The sequence below is a fragment of the Promicromonospora sp. MS192 genome (assembly GCF_049532985.1).
Classification (GTDB): Bacteria; Actinomycetota; Actinomycetes; order Actinomycetales; family Cellulomonadaceae; genus Promicromonospora.
The window spans coordinates 987,711-1,009,023 of sequence record NZ_CP186693.1; the positions used below are offsets into that span (position 1 = coordinate 987,711).

A 21,313-nucleotide genomic window follows, 5' to 3' on the forward strand; every position below is an offset into this window, starting at 1 on the left:
GCGCCTCACTTGATCCCCGTGCTCGCGATGCCCTGGACGAACGTCCGCTGGAACACGAGGAACACGACGAGCAGCGGCACGACGGCGACCGTGGCCACCGCCATCACCGCACCCCAGGGCGAGGTGAACGCCGGGTTGCTGGTCAGGGTCGACAGCCCGACCGGCACGGTCAGGCTCTCGTTGCCCTGGAGCACCACCAGCGGCCACAGGAAGTCGTTCCACCGGTTCATGAACCCGAGGATCACCAGCACGCCCACCAGCGGCCAGCAGGTCGGCAGCACGACGCGGACGAACGTGCGCAGCTCCCCGGCGCCGTCCAGGCGCGCGGCCTCGACGAGCGCGTCCGGCACGCCGAGCATGAACTGCCGGGCGATGAAGATGCCCACCACGTCGAACAGGGTCGGCAGGATCACGGCCCACGGCGAGTCCACGAGCCCCAGGCGGGCCGTGACGAGGAACGCGGGCACGAGCGTGACCTGGATCGGGATCATGATGGTCACCAGGAACGCCGTGTACAGCGCGCCGCGCCCGCGGAACCGGTACTTGGCCAGGGCGTAGCCGGCGCCGAGCGAGACGCAGACCGACAGCGCCGTGCCGACGGCGGCCACGAAGAAGGAGTTGCCGAGCCAGTGCCACACGGGCTGCTGGGCGAACACCTCGGTGAAGTTCCCGGTCGTCGGCGCGTCGGGCCACAGGTAGAACTCGCTGCTCTGCGACTGGCCGCCCGGCGTGAGCGCGGACACCACCATCCAGTACAGCGGGAACACCACGACGGTCGCGACGGCGGTCAGGCCGGCCGTGAGCAGCCAGCGCCGGGCGCGTCGTCTGCTGGTCAGGGTCACAGGAGCTCCTCCGCTCGCTTCGTGGCGCGGTGCCGCAGCAGGGTGAAGACCAGCAGGATGAGCACGAGCAGCAGGCCGAGCGCCGCCGCGTACCCCATCCGCGCGTCCGCGAACGCCGACCGGAACACGTACTGGATCAGCACGGTCGTGGAGAACCCGGGGCCGCCGCCCGTCATCACGTAGATGACGTCGAACGCCTGCAGCGAGAACACCACGTTGAGGATCAGCAGGATCGACGTGGTCGGCGCCAGCATCGGCACCGTGAGCCGCCGGAACCGCTGCCACCCGCTCGCGCCGTCGATCGCGGCGGCCTCGCGCAGCTCGGCGGGGATGGACTGGAGCGCGCCGAGGTAGATCACCATGCAGAACCCGATGCGGGTCCAGACCACCACGGCGACCAGGGTGAACATCGCCGTCCGCGGCGACGTCAGCCAGGGCAGGCCCGCCAGGCCGAGCGCGGCCAGCGCGTTGTTCGCGACGCCGTAGTCGGGGTTGAAGATCCACGACATGATGACGCCGACCACGACGCCCGCAGCGATCATCGGCACGAAGAACAGCGCGCGCAGCAGGCCGCGCCCCGGCAGCGGGCGGTTGAGGGCGACGGCCAGGCCCAGGCCGATCGCCATCGCCGTGGGCACCGTGCCCACCGTGAACACCAGGGTGTTCAGCAGCGCGGTGCGCAGCAGCGGGTCGCCCACCATGGTGCGGTAGTTCGCGGCGCCGACCCACTCGCCGTCGCCGAGCGTGGCGGTGTCCTGGAAGGACAGGGCCACGGCGATGACGATCGGCAGCAGCGAGAAGGCCAGGAAGAGCAGGGCGGCCGGGCCGACGAAGACGTACGGCGCCCAGCGGGGCCGTCGCCGGGGCGGGGCCGGGGCCTCATCGCGTGGTGACACTGCGCATCGCCTCCGTCATCTGGGCGCCGCACTCGGCGGGGGTCAGCTCGCCGAGGAAGCACAGGTCGAGGTAGTCGGCGAACACCGAGTTCAGCGAGCTGAAGTACGGACCGGACTCCGCGCGCACCATCGACAGCGGGATGGTGGTCGCCTGGTCGATGAACTGCTGCATGGTGCCGGCGTGGCGGTCGTAGCCGATGTCGGCGGCGTCCAGGGAGGACCGGGCGGGCAGCCAGTTGCCTCGCCGGCAGAACTCGACCACGTTGGCCCGGCTCGTGATGTACGCGACCAGCTCGGCCGCCAGCTCGGGATGCTTGCTGGACCTGGTGACCGCCAGCGCGTTGCCGCCCAGGTCCGACGCCTCGCCGGTGTTGCGGATCATGGGCGCGGTGCCCCACTCGTCGGGCAGGCCCTCGTCCAGCGGCGCGATCGACTCCGGGTTGTCGAGCAGGAGCCCGATCTGGCCGGTCAGGAAGAGGTCGCGGCCCACCGCCCCGCCCCCGGACTTGCTCATGTTCGCCGGCGACACCAGCCCCTCGGCGTACCACCGGCGTCCGAACTCCAGGGCGCCGACGGCCTCGGCGCTGTCCATGGACGGCGTCTCGCCGTCCTCCCCGAGAAAGGTGCCGCCGTTCTGGTAGACGATCGGCAACCACCGGTACGCCGTCTCGGCGCCGCCCCAGCCGTAGCCGAAGCCGTACCCGCCGGTCACGGCGCGCGCCTCGCGCGCGATCTCGAGGAACTCGTCCCAGTGCCACGCGTCGTCGAGGGACGACGGCGGGGTCACGCCGATCTGCTCCAGCACGCCCCGGTGGTAGTAGGTGATGAAGTTGTCCGTGTGCTGGAAGACGCCGTACAGGCCGTCCTCCCGGGCGCCGATCGCCCAGAACGGCTCCGAGTAGTCGTCCCGGTAGTCCGCCGGCACGGCCCCCGTGAGGTCCACGAGGCTGCCGTTGGCGGCGTACCGGCCGATCTGCTGCGGGGTGATGCGGATGATGTCGGGCGCGAGCCCGGCCGCCAGCCGCGTGATGAACCACTGGTGGAACTGGCCGGTCGTCACCTCCACCGCCACGCTCGTGCCCGGGTGCGCCGCCACGAACTCGTCGGCGATCGCCTGGTAGGACTCGAGGTCGAGCGGGATGTTCCACGAGGACAGCCGCAGGTGCCTGGTCGCCGTCGGGGCGCCGGAGCAGGCCGCCAGGGCGCCCGCCACGCTGATCCCCGCGACCGCGATGAACGCGCGCCGGGACAGTCTCCGCCCGCGCGCAGGGTGCGTCGGCATGTCGTCTCCTCTCCGTCGAGGGTGGTGCGGCCCGCGCCGTGCGGGCTCGTGAGCGGTGTCCCGGGCTCCGTCGCCCGGGACACCGTGGCGTGCTCAGCGCGTGAGCGCCGCCGGCAGCAGCGCCGCGTGCGCCGCCAGGAGCTCCTCGGTCATCGCGCGGACCTGCTCCAGCGTGCAGTGCGCCGACGTCAGCGGGTCCAGCGCCACGGCGTGGTGCACGTGCGCGACGTCACCCGTCAGAGCCGCCCGCACCGCCAGCGTCTGCACGTTCACGTTGGTGCGGTTGATCGCCGCGAGCTGCGGCGGCAGGTCGCCCACGCTGGTGGGCTGCACCCCGTTCGCGTCCACCAGGCACGCCACCTCGACGCACGCGTCGTCCGGCAGGTTGGTCACCACGCGGCCCGCGTTCGGCACGTTGCCGTACACGACGGCGGGCACACCCGTGACCACCGCGTTGACGATCGAGGCCCCGTACTCCACCGACGGGCTCAGGTCCGCCTTGAGGCGGGCGAGCTGCTCGTCCACGTCGCCCTGCTCGTCGTGCGCGGCGCAGATCTCGTAGTAGTCCCAGCGCTCCGGCAGGTACTCCTTCGTCGTGGCGTCGTCCTTGCGGAACCACGGCACGTACTCCGAGGCGTGGTGGCTGGACTCCGTCTCGAAGTAGCCGAAGTGGTTCATCAGCGTGGTGCGCACCTGCTCGTTGCCGCCCTCGTAGGTGCTGGCTGCCAGCGCTGCCTCGGAGTGGTCGCCGTCGTCGGCCACCAGGTCGGCAGCGGCGCGGCCGCGCCGGTGCCGCTGCGTCATCACCTCGCGCAGCCGCGGGTACAGGTCCTCGGCGCCGTGCCGGAACTCCAGCACCCACGCCTGGTGGTTGATGCCGGCGCAGCGGTAGGTGACCTCCTCGTACGGCACGCCGAGCGTGCGCGCCAGCATGCGGGTGGTGCCCTGCACGCTGTGGCACAGTCCCACCGTGCGCAGCCCCAGCGCGTTGAGGTACGCCGTGGCCATGGCCATCGGGTTGGCGTAGTTGATGAACTGCGCGCCGGGGCACAGCTCCAGGGCGTCCGCGGCGATGTCCTGGTAGGCGGTCACCGAGCGCAGGAACCGGAACACGCCGCCCGGCCCCACGGTGTCGCCCACCGTCTGGTCGACGCCGTAGCGGCGCGGGATCTCGACGTCGTGCCGGTAGGACTCCACGCCGCCCACCTGGAACGTGATGATCACGAAGTCCGCGTCGCGCAGGGCCTCGCGGCGGTCGGTGGTCTGCTCGACCACGGTCGGCAGGCCGTGGTGCGCCACGAGCTCGCGCGTCGCGGACGCCACCCGGTCCAGGCGTGCGGCGTCGAGGTCCATGAGGCTGAGCGTGGCGCCCTGGAGCGCCGGGAAGCTGAGCAGGTCGCCGACGAGGCGGAACGGGAAGACGAAGCCACCGGCGCCGATGATGGTGATCTTGGGTGAGGAAGCCATGCTGCGACGCTAGGGGCGAGGATGGCGGTGAGTCCTCCGGCTGCGTGCCCCGGCTCTCCGGGATCCTTCGGTCTGCGCCCCGGCGTCGGCACCCCTATGCTCCCGCCCATGGCGCTCGCGGACGACGAGGTAGAGCTGGCCGAACCCGCCCTGTGGGTGCGCCACGGGGCGCCGCCGGTGATGCCGCGCCCGCACCGGCACGACGACCTGGAGCTCAACCTCGTGCACACCGGGCGCCTGGAATACCTCTTCGGCGGGTCGCACCTGCGGGTCGAGGCGGGCGAGGTGGCGCTGTTCTGGGGTGGCACGCCGCACCAGCTCGTCGATCCGGCCGCCACGCCCACCGACGTGTCCTGGGTGCACATCCCGCTGACGGAGGTGCTGAGCTGGGCCCTGCCCACCGAGCAGCTCGCGGTGCTGCTGCACGCGCGGCCCGTGGTGGTGCCCTCCGAGGCGCTGGTGCGCGACGTCGCCGCGCTGTTCGCGACGTGGTGCCGGGACGTGCTGGACGGCGGGCAGGACACCGTGGTCATGCTGGAGGCGCAGGCGTTCGTGCGCCGCGCCCTCACCGGGGCCACGCGGGAGGAGCCAGGGCCCGTGCCACGGTCGGGCCCGGCCGGGCGCGCCGCGGCGATGGCCCAGTTCGTGGCCGAGCACTACCGCTCGCCGATCACGGCGGCCGACGTGGCCCGCGCCGTGCACCTGAGCCCCAGCCACGCGATGACGCTCTTCCGGCGGGTCGTGGGCACCACGGTCGGCGCGTACATCGCGCGGTGCCGGGTCGCCGAGGCGCAGCGGCTGCTGCTCACCTCGGACCGCACAGCGGCCGAGATCGCGCACCTGGCGGGGTTCACGGCGCAGAGCAGCTTCTACGAGACGTTCCGGCAGGTGTGCGGCGTGGCGCCGGGGGACTACCGGCGCAGCTTCCGCTGAGCGCGGACCGCCGGGCGCGTCAGGGGTTAACGATCGTTAACCGGCGGGCTATGCTGCGGCACATGGCCACCGACACGGGCGTTGGAACCGATCTGCGCACCCTGACCGCGCAGCTGCGCGAGCGCATGGCGCGCGTGCGGGAGGGCGGTTCGCCCGCCGCCCGCGAGAAGCACACGTCGCGCGGCAAGCTGCTCGCGCGCGACCGGGTCGACCGGCTGCTGGACGCCGGGTCGGCATTCCTGGAGATCGGGGCGCTGGCCGCCTACGACATGTACGGCGACGAGTGGGCGGTGCCCAGCGCGGGCATCGTCACCGGCGTCGGCCGGATCGCCGGCCGCGAGTGCGTGGTGGTGGCCAACGACGCCACCGTCAAGGGCGGCACCTACTACCCGATGACGGTCAAGAAGCACCTGCGCGCCCAGCAGGTCGCGGCGGAGAACCACCTGCCCTGCGTCTACCTCGTGGACTCCGGCGGCGCCTACCTGCCGATGCAGGACGAGGTGTTCCCCGACCGGGATCACTTCGGGCGCATCTTCTACAACCAGGCCAACCTGTCCGCCCGCGGCATCCCGCAGGTCGCCGCCGTCATGGGCTCCTGCACCGCCGGCGGCGCCTACGTGCCCGCGATGAGCGACGAGGCCGTCATCGTGCGCGACCAGGGCACCATCTTCCTCGGCGGCCCGCCGCTGGTGCAGGCCGCCACGGGCGAGGTGGTCACCGCCGAGGAGCTCGGCGGCGGCCTGGTGCACACCACGACGTCGGGCGTCGCGGACCACCTCGCCGACGACGACGCCCACGCGCTGCGCATCGTCCGCGAGATCGTCGCGACCACCACCGCCGGTCCGCCGAGCCTGGACCGCGAGCCACCGGAGGAACCCGAGCTGGACCCCGACGGCCTCTACGACGTGCCCGCCGACCCGCGCACGCCCTACGACGTGCGGGACGTGATCCGGCGGATCGTCGACGGCTCGCGGCTGGTCGAGTTCAAGGCCCGCTACGGCGAGACGCTGGTCTGCGCCTTCGCGCGGATCGACGGCTACCAGGTGGGCATCGTGGCCAACAACGGCATCCTGTTCTCCGAGTCGGCCCTCAAGGGCGCCCACTTCGTGCAGCTCTGCGACCAACGGCGCATCCCGCTCGTGTTCCTGCAGAACATCGCCGGGTTCATGGTCGGCAAGGAGTACGAGCACCGCGGCATCGCCAAGGACGGCGCCAAGCTCGTCACCGCCGTCGCCTGTACCTCGGTGCCCCGGTTCACGGTGGTGCTCGGCGGCTCCTTCGGTGCCGGCAACTACGGCATGAGCGGGCGCGCCTACGACCCGCGGTTCCTGTGGATGTGGCCCGGCGCCCGCATCTCCGTCATGGGCGGGGAGCAGGCGGCGTCCGTGCTCGCCACGGTGCGCCGCGACCTCGCGCCCGAGGACGTCGAGGCGTTCAAGGAACCGATCCGTGCCCGGTACGAGACGCAGGGCAACCCGTACTACGCCACCGCCCGCCTCTGGGACGACGGCGTGATCGACCCCGCCGACACCCGCCGCGTGCTCGCCCTCGGCCTCGCCGCCGCCGCGAACGCGCCGATCGCCGAGCCCTCCTACGGCATCTTCCGGATGTGATGACGATGCGCACCCTGCTGGTCGCCAACCGTGGCGAGATCGCCCTGCGGATCATCCGCACCGCCCGCCGCCTCGGCCTGCGCACCGTGGCCGTCCACTCCGACGCCGACACCGGCGCCCCGCACACCCGGGCCGCCGACGTCGCCGTCCGCCTCGGTCCGACGCCCGCCGCCGAGTCCTACCTGTCGATCCCCGCCCTGCTCGCCGCCGTCAAGGAGTCCGGGGCCGACGCCGTGCACCCCGGCTACGGGTTCCTGTCCGAGCAGGCCGACTTCGCACGCGCCGTCGTCGGCGCCGGGCTGACGTGGGTGGGGCCGCCGCCCGGGGCGATGGACGCGATGGCGCGCAAGGACACGGCCCGCGCCATCGCAGAGAAGGCGGGGGTGCCGGTGCTCCGCGAGATGCCGATGTTCCTCGGCAAGGACGGGTTCGCCGTCGCGGGAAACCTCGTCTATCCCCTCCTGGTCAAGGCTGCCGCCGGAGGTGGAGGCAAGGGGATGCGGATCGTCCGCGGTCCGGACGAGCTGGCTTCCGCTGTTGCCGCCGCCCGCCGGGAGGCCGCCGCCGCGTTCGGTGACGACACCGTGATCCTGGAGCGGTACGTCGAGCGCGGCCGACACATCGAGGTGCAGATCCTCGCCGACCAGCACGGCAACGTCCTGCACCTGCACGAGCGCGACTGCTCCGCCCAGCGGCGGCACCAGAAGGTGCTGGAGGAGGCGCCCGCGCCCGACCTCGACCCGGTGCTGCGCGGCTGGTTGCACACGTGGGCGGTGAACCTGGCCCGCGAGGTCGGGTACACCGGCGCGGGCACGGCCGAGTTCCTGGTCGAGGACGGATTCTCCGCCTCCGCGGTCGACCCGCGGGACTGGCGCCGCTCGGTGGGCGGCCCGAACAGCGTAGGCGCCTGGTTCCTCGAGATGAACACCCGCCTCCAGGTCGAGCACCCCGTCACCGAGGAGGTCGTCACCGTCCGCGGACAGCGCATCGACCTCGTCGAGCAGCAGCTGCGCGTCGCCGCCGGGCTGGAGCTCGGCTTCACCCAGGACGACGTCGCCGTCACCGGCCACGCGATCGAGGCCCGGATCTACGCCGAGGACGCCTTCGGCGGGTTCCTGCCCCAGGCCGGGACCGCCACCCGCGTGCGCTGGCCCGGGCATGCCCGCGTCGAGGCCGGCATCGAGGACGGCAGCGTCGTGCCCGCCGCCTACGACCCCATGGTCGCCAAGATCATCACCCACGGCCCCGACCGCGAGACCGCCCGCAACGCCCTCGTCGACGCCCTCGACGCCACGGCGATCGGCGGGCTGGTCACCAACACCGGGTTCGTGCGGGCGCTTGCGGACTCGGCCGCGTTCCGCGACGGCGAGGTGCACACCGCGTGGCTGGACACGCACGCGCTGCCCGCGCCGGACCCGGTGCCCGCGCTCGTCGCGGCGGCCTGGGCCGTGGCCGCCGCCGCGGCGCGCGACGGCGGGGACGGCTGGCGGCTCGGTGGTCCGCCCGCCGACACGTGGGTCGAGCTGGACGAGGAGGTGCTCCGGGTGAGCGTCGCCCGCGGCGAGGTGCGGCGCGCGGGTGAGCCGCCGACGTCGTGCCGCGCGGCGGGTGACGGGCTGCTGGAGATCGACGGCGTCACGGCCCGGTTCGAGGTGGACGTACGGCCGTGGTCCGTCGAGGTCGTGACGCGCGGGCAGACGTTCCGGTTCGTGCGTCCCGGCGCCGCACGCCCGGCGCGGGCCGAGCTGTCCGACGGCGTGGTGGTCGCGGTGATGCCGGGCTCGCTGGCCCGTGTCGAGGTGCGCGACGGCGAGGCGGTGACCGCCGGGCAGGCGCTGGGTGTGCTGGAGGCGATGAAGATGGAGGTGGCGCTCGTGGCACCCGCGGACGGCGTGGTGCGGGTGCGGGCGGCCGCGGGGGAGCAGGTCGCGGCGCGGCAGGTGCTGTTCGAGGTGACGACCGGTGCTGACGACGGGGCGCCGGGCGCAGTGAGCACGGGAGCGGGCGATGACTGAGCACGCGACGACGGGGTCCGGAGCGCGGCGGCCCCAGATGGTCCGCGACCCGGCGCTGCCCCAACATGTCACCGTCTACGAGGTGGGCCCGCGCGACGGGCTCCAGAACGAGGACGCGGTGGTCCCGGCCGCGGTCAAGGTGGAGCTCGTCGAGCGGCTGCTGGACGCCGGGCTGCCGGTCGTGGAGGCCACGAGCCTGGTGCACCCGCGCTGGGTGCCGCAGCTCGCCGACGCCGAGCAGGTGCTCGGGGCGCTGCTGGACCGGCTCGGCGACCGGGCCCGCGACCTGCCGGTGCTCGTGCCCAACGAGCGGGGCCTCGACCGGGCCCTGGACCTGGGGCTGCGGCACGTCGCCGTGTTCGCCAGCGCCACGGAGACGTTCGCGCGCCGCAACCTGAACCGGTCCCTGGACGACCAGTACGCGATGTTCGAGCCGGTCGTGGCCCGGGCGCGGGCGGCGGGGATGCGGGTGCGCGCGTACGTGTCCATGTGCTTCGGCGACCCGTGGGAGGGGGACGTGCCGGTCGCCCAGGTGGTGGCGGCCGGCCGGCGCCTGATGGACCTGGGGGCCGAGCAGCTCTCCCTGGGCGACACGATCGGCGTCGGCACGCCGGGGCACGTGGTCGCGCTCCTGGACGCGCTCAACGCGGCGGGCCTGCCCGACGACGTGCTCGCCCTGCACGCCCATGACACGTACGGGCAGGCCCTGGCCAACGTCGCGGCCGCGCTGCGCCACGGGGTCACGACGTTCGACACGTCGGCGGGCGGCCTCGGCGGCTGCCCGTACGCCGAGTCGGCCACGGGGAACCTCGCCACGGAGGACCTGGTGTGGATGCTGGACGGCCTGGGGATCACCACGGGGGTGTCGTTGCCGCGGCTCGTGGAGGCGAGCGCCTGGCTGGAGCCGCGCCTGGACCACGAGCTGACCGGCCGGGTGTACCGGGCGCTGCGGGGGGCCTAGCGGATCGCTCAGGCCGTCAGCGCCCGGACCGGCAGGCCGCGCAGCAACGCCAGTGCGGCCTCGACGGGGCGGGTGGTGCGCGGCCGGCTCACGGACCGCATCGAGAACGGGACGGACACGTCCAGCGGCCGGATCACCGCACCCGGTACGGGGCGCAGGACCAGGCGGGGCAGCGCCGCGACGCCGAGCCCGGCGGCGACGAACTGCGACACGAGGCTCATGTCGGGGCTCTCCACCACGATCGAGCGGCGCAGGCCGCGGGTCGCGAGCTCGCGCTCGATGATCACGCGGTTGCCGAACCCGGGCGGGCCGTCGACGAACGGCTCGGCCACCAGCTCGTCGAGCGTGACCACGGTGCGCCCGGCGAGCTCGTGGCCCTCGGGGACGACGGCGACGAACTCGTCGGCCAGCAGCTCGTGCGCGCGCAGGCCGGTCAGGTCGCCGGCGGGCAGCCCGGTGATCGCGAGGTCGAGCCGGCCGGCCCGGACGTCGTCGACCAGGCCCGTGGAGCCGGTGGGGGAGGCGACGACGCTGAGCGCGACGCCGGGGTAGAGGCGGTGGAACCGTCCGGCGAGCGCCGGGATGTCGAGCATGTCGGAGTTGGCGAAGACCCCGAGCCGTAGCCGGCCGGTCAGTCCGCTCTCGGCGGCGGCCACGACGTCGAAGACGCGGTCGACCGACTCGACGGCGGCGCGCGCCTCGGGCAGCAGGGCGCGTCCGGCGTCGGACAGCTCGACGCGGCGGGTGGACCGGACGAAGAGCGTGGCCCGGACCTCGCGCTCCAGCGTGCGCACGCCCGCGGAGACCGCCGACTGGACGGTCTGCAGACGGTGGGCGGCGCGCGTGAAGCTGCCCTCCTCCGCGACGGCGATGAAGTAGTCCAGGTGCCGGGTGTCCATCCGGCCAGTTTATCTGCATCTGCGATAGATCTGATCAGAATGATTCGCTTGTCCTGATGAATGTCCGGGCGCAGACTGCTGGGGTGACCATCTCCACCGCACCCACCCGCACTCCCTCCGTCGCCGGCCCGCGTCGCCACGGCGCGGGGTTCTGGGTCATCGGCCTGACCTTCCTGCTCCTCATGGCGTTCTCCACCGTGCCGACGCCGCTCTACCCGCTCTACGTGGTGCGGGACGGCTACGGTCCGTTCACGGTCACGGTGATCTTCGCCGCGTACGCCGTGGGTGTGGTCGCGAGCCTGTTCCTCGTGGGCCACCTGAGCGACCGGGTGGGCCGCCGTCCGCTGGTGCTGCTCGCGGCGGTGCTGGAGATCCTGGCGGCCGTGATCTTCCTCGTGCGGGACGACCTGCCCGGGATGCTCGTGGCCCGGGTCGTGTCCGGCGTCGGCATCGGTGCGCTGACTGCCACGGCGACCGCCTACCTCGCCGAGCTGGACGGTGCCCGGTCCCGGCCGGCGCCGGCGCGGGCCGCCGTCGTCGCGACCGTGGCGAACCTGGGCGGGCTCGGGCTGGGCCCGGTGCTGTCCGGGTTGCTGGCAGAACGGTCCGCGCACCCGCTGACCACGCCGTACGCGGTGTTCGCCGGGGTGCTCGTCGTGCTCCTGGTCGCCACCCTCCTGGTGCCGGAGACCGTGCTGCACCGGCCGGGACTGCGCCCCTACCGGCCGCAGCGGGTCGCGGTCGGCGGCGAGCTGCGCGGCCGGTTCGCGGCGGGCGGTGTCGGCGCCTTCACGGCGTTCGCCGTCTTCGGGCTGTTCAGCTCGGTGGCCGCGTCCTTCGTGCGCGACGAGCTGGGGCAGTCGTCGCTGGTCGTGGCGGGTGTCGTCGCGGCGACGCCGTTCCTGGCGGGCGCGTTCGGTCAGTCGGTCGCGGCGCGGGTCGCCCCGCGCGCCCAGCTCACCGCCGCGGGGGTGCTGATGGTCGCGGGCCCGGCGGCGCTGTTCGGCGGCGTCGTGCTGGCGTCCACGTGGCTCTTCGTGGCGGGTGGCCTGCTGGCCGGCGGTGGCGCCGGTCTGCTCTTCCGCACGGCGCTGGGGCGCACGGCGGCCCTGGTGCCGCCCCAGGAGCGGGCCGAGGCGCTGGCGCTCGTCTTCCTGGTGGCCTACGCGGGCCTGGTGGTGCCCGTGCTGGCCGTCGGCGTGGGTCTGGCGTACCTTCCGGCGCCGGCTGTGCTCGGCGCGTTCGTGGTGCTCGTGGCCGTGGCCGGCGGGTGGGCCGCGTGGGCGATGCGGCGGGGCTGACCAGGCCGGATGTGATGTGCGCGACGCTACCGCTCACGGACCGGCGATCGAGCGTAGGGTCACTGCTGTGACTCTGAAGATCGGGTACAAGGCGTCCGCCGAGCAGTTCGGGCCCCGCGAGCTGGTCGAGCTCGCCGTCCGTGCCGAGGAGGTGGGACTGGACAGTGCGATGGTCTCCGACCACTTCCTGCCGTGGCGGCACGAGGGGGGTCACGCGCCGTCGGCCCTCGTCTGGCTCGCTGCGGCGGGGGAGCGCACCAAGCGCATCCAGCTCGGCACGAGCGTGCTCACCCCCACGTTCCGGTACAACCCCGCGGTGATCGCGCAGCAGTTCGCGACGCTCGCCCTGCTCACCGAGCACCGCGTCATCCTCGGTGTCGGCACGGGCGAGGCGCTCAACGAGACGGCCGTCTCCGGCATGGAGTGGCCCGAGTTCAAGGAGCGGTTCGCGCGCCTGCGCGAGGCCGTGCAGCTCATGCGGGCCCTGTGGACGCAGGACTCCGTCGACTTCAAGGGCGACTACTACGAGCTGGTCGGCGCCAACATCTACGACCGGCCCGAGAACCCGGTGCCCGTGTACATCGCGGCCGGCGGGCCGCTGGTGGCCAAGTACGCGGGCCGCGCCGGCGACGGCTTCATCTGCACGTCCGGCAAGGGCATGGACCTGTACACGGAGAAGCTGCTGCCCGCGGTCGCCGAGGGCGCCGCCAAGGCGGAGCGCGACGCCGCCGGCATCGACAAGATGATCGAGATCAAGATCTCCTACGACCGCGACGCCACCGCCGCGCTGGAGAACACGCGGTTCTGGGCCCCGCTCTCGCTCACGCCGGAGCAGAAGCACAGCGTCACCTCGGCCACCGAGATGGAACAGCTCGCGGACGAGCTGCCGATCGAGCAGGTCGCCAAGCGCTGGATCGTGGCGTCCGACCCGGAGGAGGCCGTCGCGATGATCAAGCCCTACGTCGATGCCGGGCTGAACCACCTCGTGGTCCACGGGCCGGGGCACGACCAGGAGCGGTTCCTGACCCAGTTCGGCGAGGACGTGCTGCCGCGCCTGCGGGAGCTGTGATCCTCAGGGGCTGACCAGCCCCGTCTCGTACGCGAGGATCACCAGCGCCGCCCGGTCCCGCGCGCCGAGCTTGGCCAGCAGCCGGCTCACGTAGGTGCGCGCGGTGGCCGGGCTGAGGTAGAGCGCGGCGGCGATCTCGTCGTTGGTGAGCCCGCGGCCGAGCTGCTGCAGCACCTCGCGCTCGCGCTCCGTGAGCCCCGCGAGCCGGTCGTCGACGCCGGTCCGGGGCGCGGGACCGGCCGCGACGGCGCGCAGCACGGTGGCCGTCACGGCGGGGTCGAGCAGCGCGTCTCCCGCCGCCACCACGCGGACGGCGCGGCGCAGCTCGGCCGGGGCCACGTCCTTGAGCAGGTAGCCGGCCGCGCCCGACCGGACGGCGTCGAACACGTGCTCGTCCTCGTCGAACGTGGTCAGCACCAGCACGCGGGTGCCCGCCAGCGCCGGGTCGGCCACGATCTCGCGCGTCGCGGACAGGCCGTCCAGGACCGGCATCCGGATGTCCATGAGCACGACGTCGGGTCGCAGCTCGCGTACCCGTGACACACCCGTGCGCCCGTCGGATGCCTCGCCGACGACGGCGATGTCGCCGTCGCTCTCCGCCAGGGCGCGCAGGCCCGCGCGCACGAGCTCCTGGTCGTCCACCAGCACGATGCGGATCACGACGCTCACCCTGCCAGACGCAGGGGCAGGACGACGGCGACGACGAACCCGCCGCCCGGGGCGTCGCCCGTGGTCAGGGTGCCGCCGAGCAGCGAGGCACGCTCGCGCATCCCGGAGATCCCCGAGCCGGGCACCAGGCCCGGACCGGACCCACGCCCGTCGTCGGACACGTTGATCGTGAGGCGGTCGCCGTCGATCCGGGCGGACACCGTGACGCGGGTGGCGGCGGCGTGCCGCAGCACGTTGGTCAGGGACTCCTGCACGATCCGGTGGGCGGCGGCGTCGATCGCGCCGTCCAGGACGCCGTCGGGTACGTCGATGTCGGTGTCCACGTGCAGGCCGGTGGCGCGGGCGGACGCCGCGAGGGCGCCGACACCGGCCAGGCCGGTGGGTGCGGGCGCGCCGTCCGCCATGTCCAGAGGGCGGCGCAGCACCCGGACCGTGGAGCGCAGCTCGTGCAGCGTGCCCGACGTCGCCTGCCGCACGTGCTCCAGGGCGCCCCGGGCCGCGTCGTCGTCCCGGCCCACCGCCTCGGCCGCGACGCCCGAGTGCAGGGCGATCACGGACAGGTTGTGCCCCACGACGTCGTGCAGGTCCCGGGCGATGCGCAGCCGCTCGGCCTGCAGCCGCTGCTCGGCGGCGTGCGCCTGGTGCACCCGGGCCTCCCGGGACAACCGCACGGCGACGCCCAGCGCGATCGCCGCCGCGACCAGCGCGAGGTTCGTGACCAGGTCGTACGGCGTCAGGTACTCCTCGGCCGTGCCCGTCACCCGGTAGTAGGTGGCGACCGCGACCAGGACGGCGCCCCCGCCGACCGCCCAGCCGGTCCGGCCCATCTCCGCGGCCGAGTAGAGGGCCGCGATCGCGGGCAGCGCCATGCCGATCGGCGCGAACTGGAACGTGTAGTAGACGAACACCGCGAGCACGGTGACCACGAGCACGGTGCGCGGCAGCCGCCGTCGCAGCAGCACCAGCGCCCCGAACCCCGCCGCGAACAGGTAGGCGCCGGGCCCGGCATGGTGGGTCGCGTCGGGGTCGGCGGCGATGACCACGGCGACCACCAGGGCCATCGCGATCGCCAGGACGACGTCGGTGACACGTGGGTCCACGACGTACGGGACCTCGCTCTTCTCGGGCACACCGACACCCTACGGACGGCCCGACCCTGAGGCATCAGACCAGGGTCCAGGGTTGGTGTCGCTCCCAGGCGACACCAGGAGACGATCCCGGGCCGATGTGGCCGAGCGCGTCCGGCGGGCACCGTCGGGGCATGACCTCACCACAGCCTCCCGCCCGGCCGACGCCGGGGCCCGCGGCTGTCCCCGTCCCCGTCCCGTGGAGCCTCGTCGCGGGCCTGTCCGCGCTGGCGCTGCTCTGGCCGCTGACCGGCCTGACCGGCGCGCTCGGTACCGGCGCACCCCGCGCGCTGGCGATCATCGGCATCACCGCCGCCGTCTGGATCGGCGTCGTCGGACTGGGCCGCGTGCCCCGCCCCGTGCTCACCCTGACCCTGACCGGCCTGGCCTACGGGCTGGTCGCCCACACGATCGGACTCCTCGTCCCGGTGCTGTCGGGGTTCGGCGGCCCCGGCGACGGCCCGGCGTGGACCCTGATCCCGGCCCTGGCGTTCGACGCGATGTGGGGCGCCCTGGCGGGCGTCGTGGCAGCGGGCGTGCAGCGGCTGCGCGGGGCCGGCCGATGAGGCGCGTCGCCCCGGGCCACGTCGTCGGCTCCGTCTCCGCGGGCGCGCTGGCCCTGCTGCTCGGGCTCGCGGGCTGCGCGCTGGTGCCCGGCTCGGTCACCCCCGTCGACGAGGTGGAGTTCACGAACGAGCTCGCGATCCCGCCCCTGGCACCGTCGCACGTCGTGGACGGCACGCGCGTCTTCTCCCTGACCGCGCAGGAGGGCACCACCGAGTTCCTGCCCGGGGTCGAGACGCGCACCTGGGGCTTCGACGGCCCCTACCTCGGCCCGACCCTGCGCGCCGAGCGCGGCGAGCGTGTCGCCGTCGAGGTCACCAACGACCTCGACGAGCCCACCAGCGTCCACTGGCACGGCATGCACCTGCCCGCGGCCATGGACGGCGGCCCGCACCAGGAGGTCGAGCCGGGCGAGAGCTGGCGGCCCACCTGGCAGATCGACCAGCCCGCCGCCACCCTCTGGTACCACCCGCACCCCCACGGCGCCACGGAGAAGCACGTCTACCGCGGCCTGGCGGGCATGTTCCTGCTCGACGACGACGCCTCCCGCGCCGCCGACCTGCCGCAGGACTACGGTGTCGACGACGTGCCCGTCGTCGTGCAGGACAAGGTGCTCGACGACGCCGGCCAGCTCGAGCTGTCGGACGACGGCAGCGAGCCGGGCACGCTCGGCGGCACGGTGCTGGCCAACGGGACGGTGGGGGCGTACCACGAGGTCACGACCGAGGCCGTGCGCCTGCGCCTGCTCAACGGGTCGACCGCCCGCACCTACCAGCTCGGCTTCGCCGACCGGGAGATGGACCTGGTCGCCACCGACGGCGGGCTCCTCGACGCCCCCGTCCGGCTCGAGCAGGTGCGGCTCGCGCCCGGCGAGCGCGCCGAGGTCGTCGTCCGGATGGAGCCCGGCGACACCACCCGCCTGCACTCGTTCGAGGCCGACCTCGGCGGCATCGTCGTCCCGTTCGCGATGGGCGGCAACGACGACTTCGACGTCCTGGAGCTGCGGGCGGCCGACCGGCTGGCGCCGTCGCCCGAACCCGCCTGGGACCCCTCGGTCCACGCCGCCGCCGACGCATTGCGGGAGTCCGACGTCTCCGTCACTCGCGAGTTCGATCTCGACGACCGGCGGATCAACGGGCGGACCATGGACATGAGCCGCATCGACGAGGTGGCCACCGTGGGCGCCACCGAGGTCTGGGAGGTGCGCAGCACCGTGCCCATGCCGCACAGCTTCCACGTGCACGACGTACAGTTCCGCGTGCTGAGCATCGACGGCCAGGCCCCGCCGCCGGAGCTCGCGGGCCGCAAGGACACGATCTACCTGGAGCCCGGCCGCGACTACCGGCTCCTGATGCGGTTCGACGACTACAGCGACCCGGACGTGCCGTACATGTACCACTGCCACATGCTCATGCACGAGGACGGCGGCATGATGGGGCAGCTCGTCGTGGTGCGGCCGGGGCAGGAGGCCGGGTCGCCGGGGCACGCGGGTGCGGGGCACGATACGGCGGGGCATGACGGGGGCGGCGCTGACGGCAGTGCCGACCGGACGGTCGCGCCTGCGTCCGGGACAGGGCCCCGGTACGTCCCGGACGCGGACGCCCACCAGGGGCACCACTGAACCTGTGCGACGCTCGTACCGTGACTCTCTCCCTCCCCTCCCGCACCACCCACGTCCTGCTCGACCTCGACGGCACCCTCACCGACTCCGCGCCCGGCATCGTGTCGTCCCTGCGCGCCGGCCTGGCCGACGCGGGCTTCGCGGTCCCCTCGGACGAGGTGCTGCGCACCTTCGTCGGCCCGCCGCTGGGCGCGAGCATGGCCGGCATCGGCCTGTCCGACGCCGACGCCGCGACCGCCATCGCCGCCTACCGGCGGGACTTCGAGGCGCGCGGCATGTTCGACAACTCCGTGTTCCCGGGCATCCCCGAGGCGCTCGCGGAGCTGCGCGAGGCCGGTGTGACGCTCCTGGTCGCGACGGCCAAGCCGGAGCACTACGCGCGGCAGATCGTGGAGCACTTCGGCCTGGACGCCTCCCTGGCCGGCGGGCTCGACGGCGTGCACGGCGCGGACCCCGAGGCCGTCGGCGAGGTCCAGGGCAAGGAGATCGTCGTGGAGCACGCGCTCGCCCACGCCGTCGCGCTCGGCGCCGACCCGGGGGAGGTCGTCATGGTGGGCGACCGCGAGCACGACGTGCACGCCGCCGCCCACCACGGCGTCCCGACCGTCGGTGTGGCCTGGGGCTACGGGGCGCCCGGTGAGCTGGACGCCGCCGGGGCCGTCGCAGTGGCTACGCGCCCCACGGAGCTCGGCAAGCTGCTCGTGAGCTGAGGGTCGCTCGTCAGGGTGTCGGGCCCGCGCTCCGCAGCGCGATGTCGAACACCTCCCGCGGCCGGTCGTCCAGCACCACGAACCGCACCTGCTCAGGGCTGCCGTCGGGGTGCCCCGCCAGCCAGGTTCGACAGGTTCCCACGGCGATCCGCGCGACGTCAGCCATGGGCCAGCCGTAGGCGCCCGCACTGATGGCGGGGAACGCGATCGACCGCACGTCGAGCCGGGCGGCGATGTCGAGCGACCGGGCGAAGCACGACGCGAGCAGCGTGGGGTCGTCCTGACCACGGTGCAGATTCGGTCCGACCGTATGGATCACCCAGGAGGAGGGCAGGTCGAACGCCGGCGTCGCCACGGCGTCACCGACCGCCAGGCCGTCGCGGTGGGTCGTGCTGCGCAGGCGGCGGCAGGCCTCCAGCAGACGTGGCCCGGCGGCGGCGTGCAGGGCGCCGTCGACCCCGCCACCGCCGAGCAGCGTCGAGTTCGCGGCGTTGACCACGGCGTCGGCCTCGATGCGGGTCAGGTCACCGATCTCTACCGTGAGGGCGCTCATGTGGCGCTTCCCTGGTCGGCACGGGGCTCGCCAGGGTGCGGCGCGTCCGTGGGCGGTGCGTCCGAACGTGGTGCGTCCGAACGTGGTGCGTCCGAACGTGGTGCGTCGGAACGTGGCGTGCCCGCGCCTGGCGCGTCCGGACCTGGGCTGTTCGCACCTGGCCCGTCCAGACCTGGGCCGTCCAGACCTGGGCCGTCCAGACCTGGGCCGTCCAGACCTGGGCCGTCCAGACCTGGGCCGTCCAGACCTGGGCCGTCCAGACCTGGGCCGTCCAGACCTGGGCCGTCCAGACCTGGGCCGTCCAGACCTGGGCCGTGCGCCCGGTCTGTCGGGGCGTCCTGGCCGCCTGCCTGCGGTCCCGTGCCGGTCCCGGGGCGCTCCATCCATGTGAAGTCGTCGCTGATCGGCCGCCACCCGTACCGCTCGTAGAGGCCGTGGGCATCGGCTGTCGCCAGCAGGATCCGGCGCAGGCCGAGCGGTTCGACGTCCGCCACCACGCCCGCCACCAAGAGCTTCCCGATGCCCTCGCCGCGCAGGTCCGGGTCGACGATCACGTCGGCCAGCCAGGCGAACGTCGCGCCGTCGGTCACGATGCGCGCGAACCCCACCTGCTCGCCCGTCGAGCGTCGGTAGACGCCGTAGGGACGGGATCCGGCGATGGCGGCGTCCATCACGTGGCGCGGGCGATCCTTGGCCCAGTAGGTGTGCCGGGAGATGAGGTCGTGCACGCGGGCGGCGTCGATGCGGGCGGGGTCGGCGGAGAACTCGTAGGGCTGGTCGTCGTTCATGGGAGGGAGTCAACCACCGCTCACCGACATGTACCGAGCGATATCCACAGGGCCGGTTGCCAGGCCTGCGAACGTGGGTGGCAGGGGCTAGAGTCGAACAAACGTCCGTAGCAATGAGATCTTCTCGAACGATATGGCCAAGGGTGGTGGCGGCATGGATGACGGTCGGAAGTACCGGGATGTGGGTCGCGTGCTCGTGGACGACGAGCCCTCGGCGTCGTCAGGCGGAGGCCGCGGGCAGGTGTGGCCGCCGGATGCCCTGCCGGTCGCCCTCTGGTCCGTGGACCAGCTGCGTGCCGCGCTGGCCGGCACCGTGGGTGCCGAGCTGGCGCGGGTGGTCGCGGAAGCGACCGATCACCACGCCGAGCTGCTCGCCGATCTGCCCGAGGAGGCGCTGGGCGACCTGATGGCCGCGTGCGGGCGCCTGCAGTCGTGGGCAGCAGGCCTCCAGGCTCGTGTGGTCGGCGAACGCGCAGGCCGGGAGACCAGCCCGCTGGCGCACAGCTCGCTGGTCGCGCAGGTGGGTACCGAGCTGGTGGTGACCGGGACGGAGGCGTCGGACGTCGTCGTGCGCGCCGAGTCCGGGGTGGATCACCCCGTGGTGATCAGAGCGCTGACCGCTGGGCGGATCGACGTCAGGAAGGCACACACCTTGCTGCGATCGGCCGCACAGCTCACCACGGAGGAGCGGGCCGAGGCGATCGCCCGGTACATGCCTCAGGCACCGCACCGGACCTGGCGCTGGCTGCGGTCCAAGCTGCTGGCGTTCGCCAAGTCGCGGCACGGCGCGGACCAGGCGGCCAAGGCGGCGGCGGAGCGACGCTCGGTGCAGGTGGACCGGGCGGACAACGACATGGCCTGGCTGTCGGCCTATCTACCCGCCGTCGACGCGGCGGCGGTGTGGGGCGTCGTGGACGACCTGGCTCATCAGCTGCGACGGACGCCCGGCGAGGAGCGCGACCTCGGACAGCTGCGGGCCGACTGCCTGACAGGAATCGTCACGGGCCGGCTGCGGACGTCCGGCCAGACCGACGACGACGGCAGCCGCGCCGAGGGTGCCGCGACGGACCAGTCCGCCGCTGACGTGTGCACATGCGGCGGCCGTGCCCCGGTGCAGCGCACCGTCGTGCGCGTGGCGCCCACGCGACCCGTGGTCCGGGTGACCGTCCCGGCCACCGCTCTGCTGGGTACCGACGACGCACCCGGTGACCTGGACGGCTTTGGCGCCGTCACTGCGGACCAGGCGGCGCGGATCGCCACGGACGCCACCTGGCAGCGCCTGGTCACCGACCCGGCCACCGGCGTGCTGACTGACTACTCGACGACGTCCTACCGCCCGGGCACGGTCCTGCGGCAGGCCGTGGTCGCCCGCGACCAGACCTGCACGTTCCCACACTGTGAACGGTCGGCAGACCGGAGCGACCTGGACCACATCGTCCCCTTCGACCACGGCCTCGACGGTGCGGCACGACCGCCGGGGACGCGGGGGCAGACGCGGGCCGACAACCTCCACCCCTTGTGCCGACGGCATCACCTGCTCAAGACGCACGGTGGCTGGGACGTCGTCAGAGACCCGGACAGCGGCGTCACGACCTGGATCGCGCCCGCGGGACGGGTGCACGCGCGCCCGCCGACAGTGCTGGACACGCACATCGGGATCCCTGAGCTGGTGGCCACGGGTGCGGTCGATGCCGACACCAGCTACGACCTGACGCTGCGGTCGCTCAGGGGGAGGCGTCCGACCGGTGCCCGGCTGTCGTGGGAGTCAGGGGGTGCTTCCGAGGGAGAGGAGCGGGGCGTGAGGTCAGGTGCGAAGCCCGCCGCCCTGCCGTTTTGAACGGCGGGAGCGCAGATCACGGCTCCGCTGTCACAAGATCACCCCCGGGTTTCACCCCAAACGCGTCATTAGTAAGGAAACTGGACAGTAGCCTCGCTCCGGACTTGGTGGCCTTGTGGCCATCCATCGTGTGAGGGAGCTTGCGTTGAGGGTGACTGAGGACCTT

The 21,313-nt window shown here is 73.4% G+C and carries 19 protein-coding genes; 10 read left to right on the forward strand and 9 right to left on the reverse strand.

Translation table 11 applies throughout. The annotated features are described in order from the left end of the window. Window positions 1-5: 5 nt before the first annotated feature. The 4 genes from ACO229_RS04445 to melA form a co-directional block, all read right to left on the reverse strand. Window positions 6-842 (reverse strand): carbohydrate ABC transporter permease, encoded by an 837-nt coding sequence (locus tag ACO229_RS04445; protein WP_397413781.1) that lies wholly within the window; start codon window positions 840-842, stop codon window positions 6-8. Next, the gene (locus ACO229_RS04450) at window positions 839-1,738 is read right to left on the reverse strand and encodes a carbohydrate ABC transporter permease (RefSeq protein WP_397430537.1); all 900 of its coding nucleotides are present in this window, start codon (window positions 1,736-1,738) and stop codon (window positions 839-841) included. Before ACO229_RS04450 ends, ACO229_RS04445 begins: the two co-directional genes overlap by 4 nt. Then, entirely contained in the window at window positions 1,722-3,020 is a 1,299-nt protein-coding gene (locus ACO229_RS04455; protein WP_397413777.1) for an ABC transporter substrate-binding protein, read from the reverse strand. Before ACO229_RS04455 ends, ACO229_RS04450 begins: the two co-directional genes overlap by 17 nt. A gap of 93 nt (window positions 3,021-3,113) precedes the next feature. Beyond that, entirely contained in the window at window positions 3,114-4,487 is a 1,374-nt protein-coding gene (gene melA / locus ACO229_RS04460; RefSeq protein WP_397430535.1) for an alpha-galactosidase, read from the reverse strand. Between the two features lie 108 nt (window positions 4,488-4,595). On the opposite strand from melA, the gene ACO229_RS04465 reads away from it, so the two are divergent. The 4 genes from ACO229_RS04465 to ACO229_RS04480 all read left to right on the forward strand — a co-directional run bounded on the left by ACO229_RS04465 (window position 4,596) and on the right by ACO229_RS04480 (window position 10,009). Next, window positions 4,596-5,420 (forward strand): helix-turn-helix domain-containing protein, encoded by an 825-nt coding sequence (locus tag ACO229_RS04465; protein ID WP_397413773.1) that lies wholly within the window; start codon window positions 4,596-4,598, stop codon window positions 5,418-5,420. Between the two features lie 62 nt (window positions 5,421-5,482). After that, entirely contained in the window at window positions 5,483-7,033 is a 1,551-nt protein-coding gene (locus tag ACO229_RS04470; protein ID WP_423463931.1) for a carboxyl transferase domain-containing protein, read from the forward strand. A gap of 5 nt (window positions 7,034-7,038) precedes the next feature. Further along, on the forward strand, window positions 7,039-9,048 hold the full coding sequence (locus tag ACO229_RS04475) for a biotin carboxylase N-terminal domain-containing protein (RefSeq protein WP_423463932.1): 2,010 nt from the start codon (window positions 7,039-7,041) through the stop codon (window positions 9,046-9,048). After that, window positions 9,041-10,009, forward strand: a complete 969-nt coding sequence (locus ACO229_RS04480; RefSeq protein ID WP_423463933.1) for a hydroxymethylglutaryl-CoA lyase — start codon at window positions 9,041-9,043, stop codon at window positions 10,007-10,009. Before ACO229_RS04475 ends, ACO229_RS04480 begins: the two co-directional genes overlap by 8 nt. A gap of 8 nt (window positions 10,010-10,017) precedes the next feature. Here the strand turns inward: ACO229_RS04480 and ACO229_RS04485 are convergent, their stop codons facing one another. Beyond that, window positions 10,018-10,908 carry a LysR family transcriptional regulator gene (locus ACO229_RS04485; protein WP_423463934.1) on the reverse strand — a complete coding sequence of 297 codons (891 nt, stop codon included), beginning with the start codon at window positions 10,906-10,908 and terminating at the stop codon, window positions 10,018-10,020. Window positions 10,909-10,991: 83 nt separating this feature from the next. Between ACO229_RS04485 and ACO229_RS04490 the strand changes: the two genes are divergently transcribed. Together ACO229_RS04490 and fgd are read left to right on the forward strand one after the other, a co-directional pair. Then, window positions 10,992-12,209 carry an MFS transporter gene (locus tag ACO229_RS04490; protein WP_423463935.1) on the forward strand — a complete coding sequence of 406 codons (1,218 nt, stop codon included), beginning with the start codon at window positions 10,992-10,994 and terminating at the stop codon, window positions 12,207-12,209. Between the two features lie 67 nt (window positions 12,210-12,276). Continuing rightward, window positions 12,277-13,278, forward strand: coding sequence for a glucose-6-phosphate dehydrogenase (coenzyme-F420) (fgd, locus tag ACO229_RS04495; RefSeq protein ID WP_423463936.1), 1,002 nt, complete (start codon window positions 12,277-12,279; stop codon window positions 13,276-13,278). A 3-nt stretch (window positions 13,279-13,281) separates the two neighbouring features. Here the strand turns inward: fgd and ACO229_RS04500 are convergent, their stop codons facing one another. Further along, window positions 13,282-13,938, reverse strand: coding sequence for a response regulator transcription factor (locus ACO229_RS04500; protein WP_423463937.1), 657 nt, complete (start codon window positions 13,936-13,938; stop codon window positions 13,282-13,284). A gap of 5 nt (window positions 13,939-13,943) precedes the next feature. Then, complete coding sequence (locus tag ACO229_RS04505; protein WP_423463938.1) at window positions 13,944-15,077, reverse strand: sensor histidine kinase; 1,134 nt, start codon at window positions 15,075-15,077, stop codon at window positions 13,944-13,946. Between the two features lie 131 nt (window positions 15,078-15,208). On the opposite strand from ACO229_RS04505, the gene ACO229_RS04510 reads away from it, so the two are divergent. From ACO229_RS04510 to ACO229_RS04520, 3 genes are read left to right on the forward strand one after another with little or no spacing between them, the layout of a single operon-like run. Then, complete coding sequence (locus ACO229_RS04510) at window positions 15,209-15,640, forward strand: hypothetical protein (protein WP_423463939.1); 432 nt, start codon at window positions 15,209-15,211, stop codon at window positions 15,638-15,640. Continuing rightward, complete coding sequence (locus ACO229_RS04515) at window positions 15,637-17,259, forward strand: multicopper oxidase family protein (RefSeq protein WP_423463940.1); 1,623 nt, start codon at window positions 15,637-15,639, stop codon at window positions 17,257-17,259. The genes ACO229_RS04510 and ACO229_RS04515 overlap by 4 nt, the downstream gene beginning before the upstream one ends. Before the next feature lie 20 nt (window positions 17,260-17,279). After that, window positions 17,280-17,969 (forward strand): HAD hydrolase-like protein, encoded by a 690-nt coding sequence (locus ACO229_RS04520; protein ID WP_423463942.1) that lies wholly within the window; start codon window positions 17,280-17,282, stop codon window positions 17,967-17,969. A 10-nt stretch (window positions 17,970-17,979) separates the two neighbouring features. On the opposite strand, the gene ACO229_RS04525 is transcribed toward ACO229_RS04520, so the two are convergent. Together ACO229_RS04525 and ACO229_RS04530 are read right to left on the reverse strand one after the other, a co-directional pair. After that, window positions 17,980-18,522 (reverse strand): O-acetyl-ADP-ribose deacetylase, encoded by a 543-nt coding sequence (locus tag ACO229_RS04525; RefSeq protein WP_423463943.1) that lies wholly within the window; start codon window positions 18,520-18,522, stop codon window positions 17,980-17,982. Continuing rightward, on the reverse strand, window positions 18,519-19,310 hold the full coding sequence (locus ACO229_RS04530; protein ID WP_423463944.1) for a GNAT family N-acetyltransferase: 792 nt from the start codon (window positions 19,308-19,310) through the stop codon (window positions 18,519-18,521). The genes ACO229_RS04525 and ACO229_RS04530 overlap by 4 nt, the downstream gene beginning before the upstream one ends. Window positions 19,311-19,464: 154 nt before the next feature. On the opposite strand from ACO229_RS04530, the gene ACO229_RS04535 reads away from it, so the two are divergent. Then, window positions 19,465-21,147, forward strand: coding sequence for an HNH endonuclease (locus ACO229_RS04535; RefSeq protein ID WP_423463945.1), 1,683 nt, complete (start codon window positions 19,465-19,467; stop codon window positions 21,145-21,147). The last annotated feature ends 166 nt before the right edge of the window (window positions 21,148-21,313 follow it).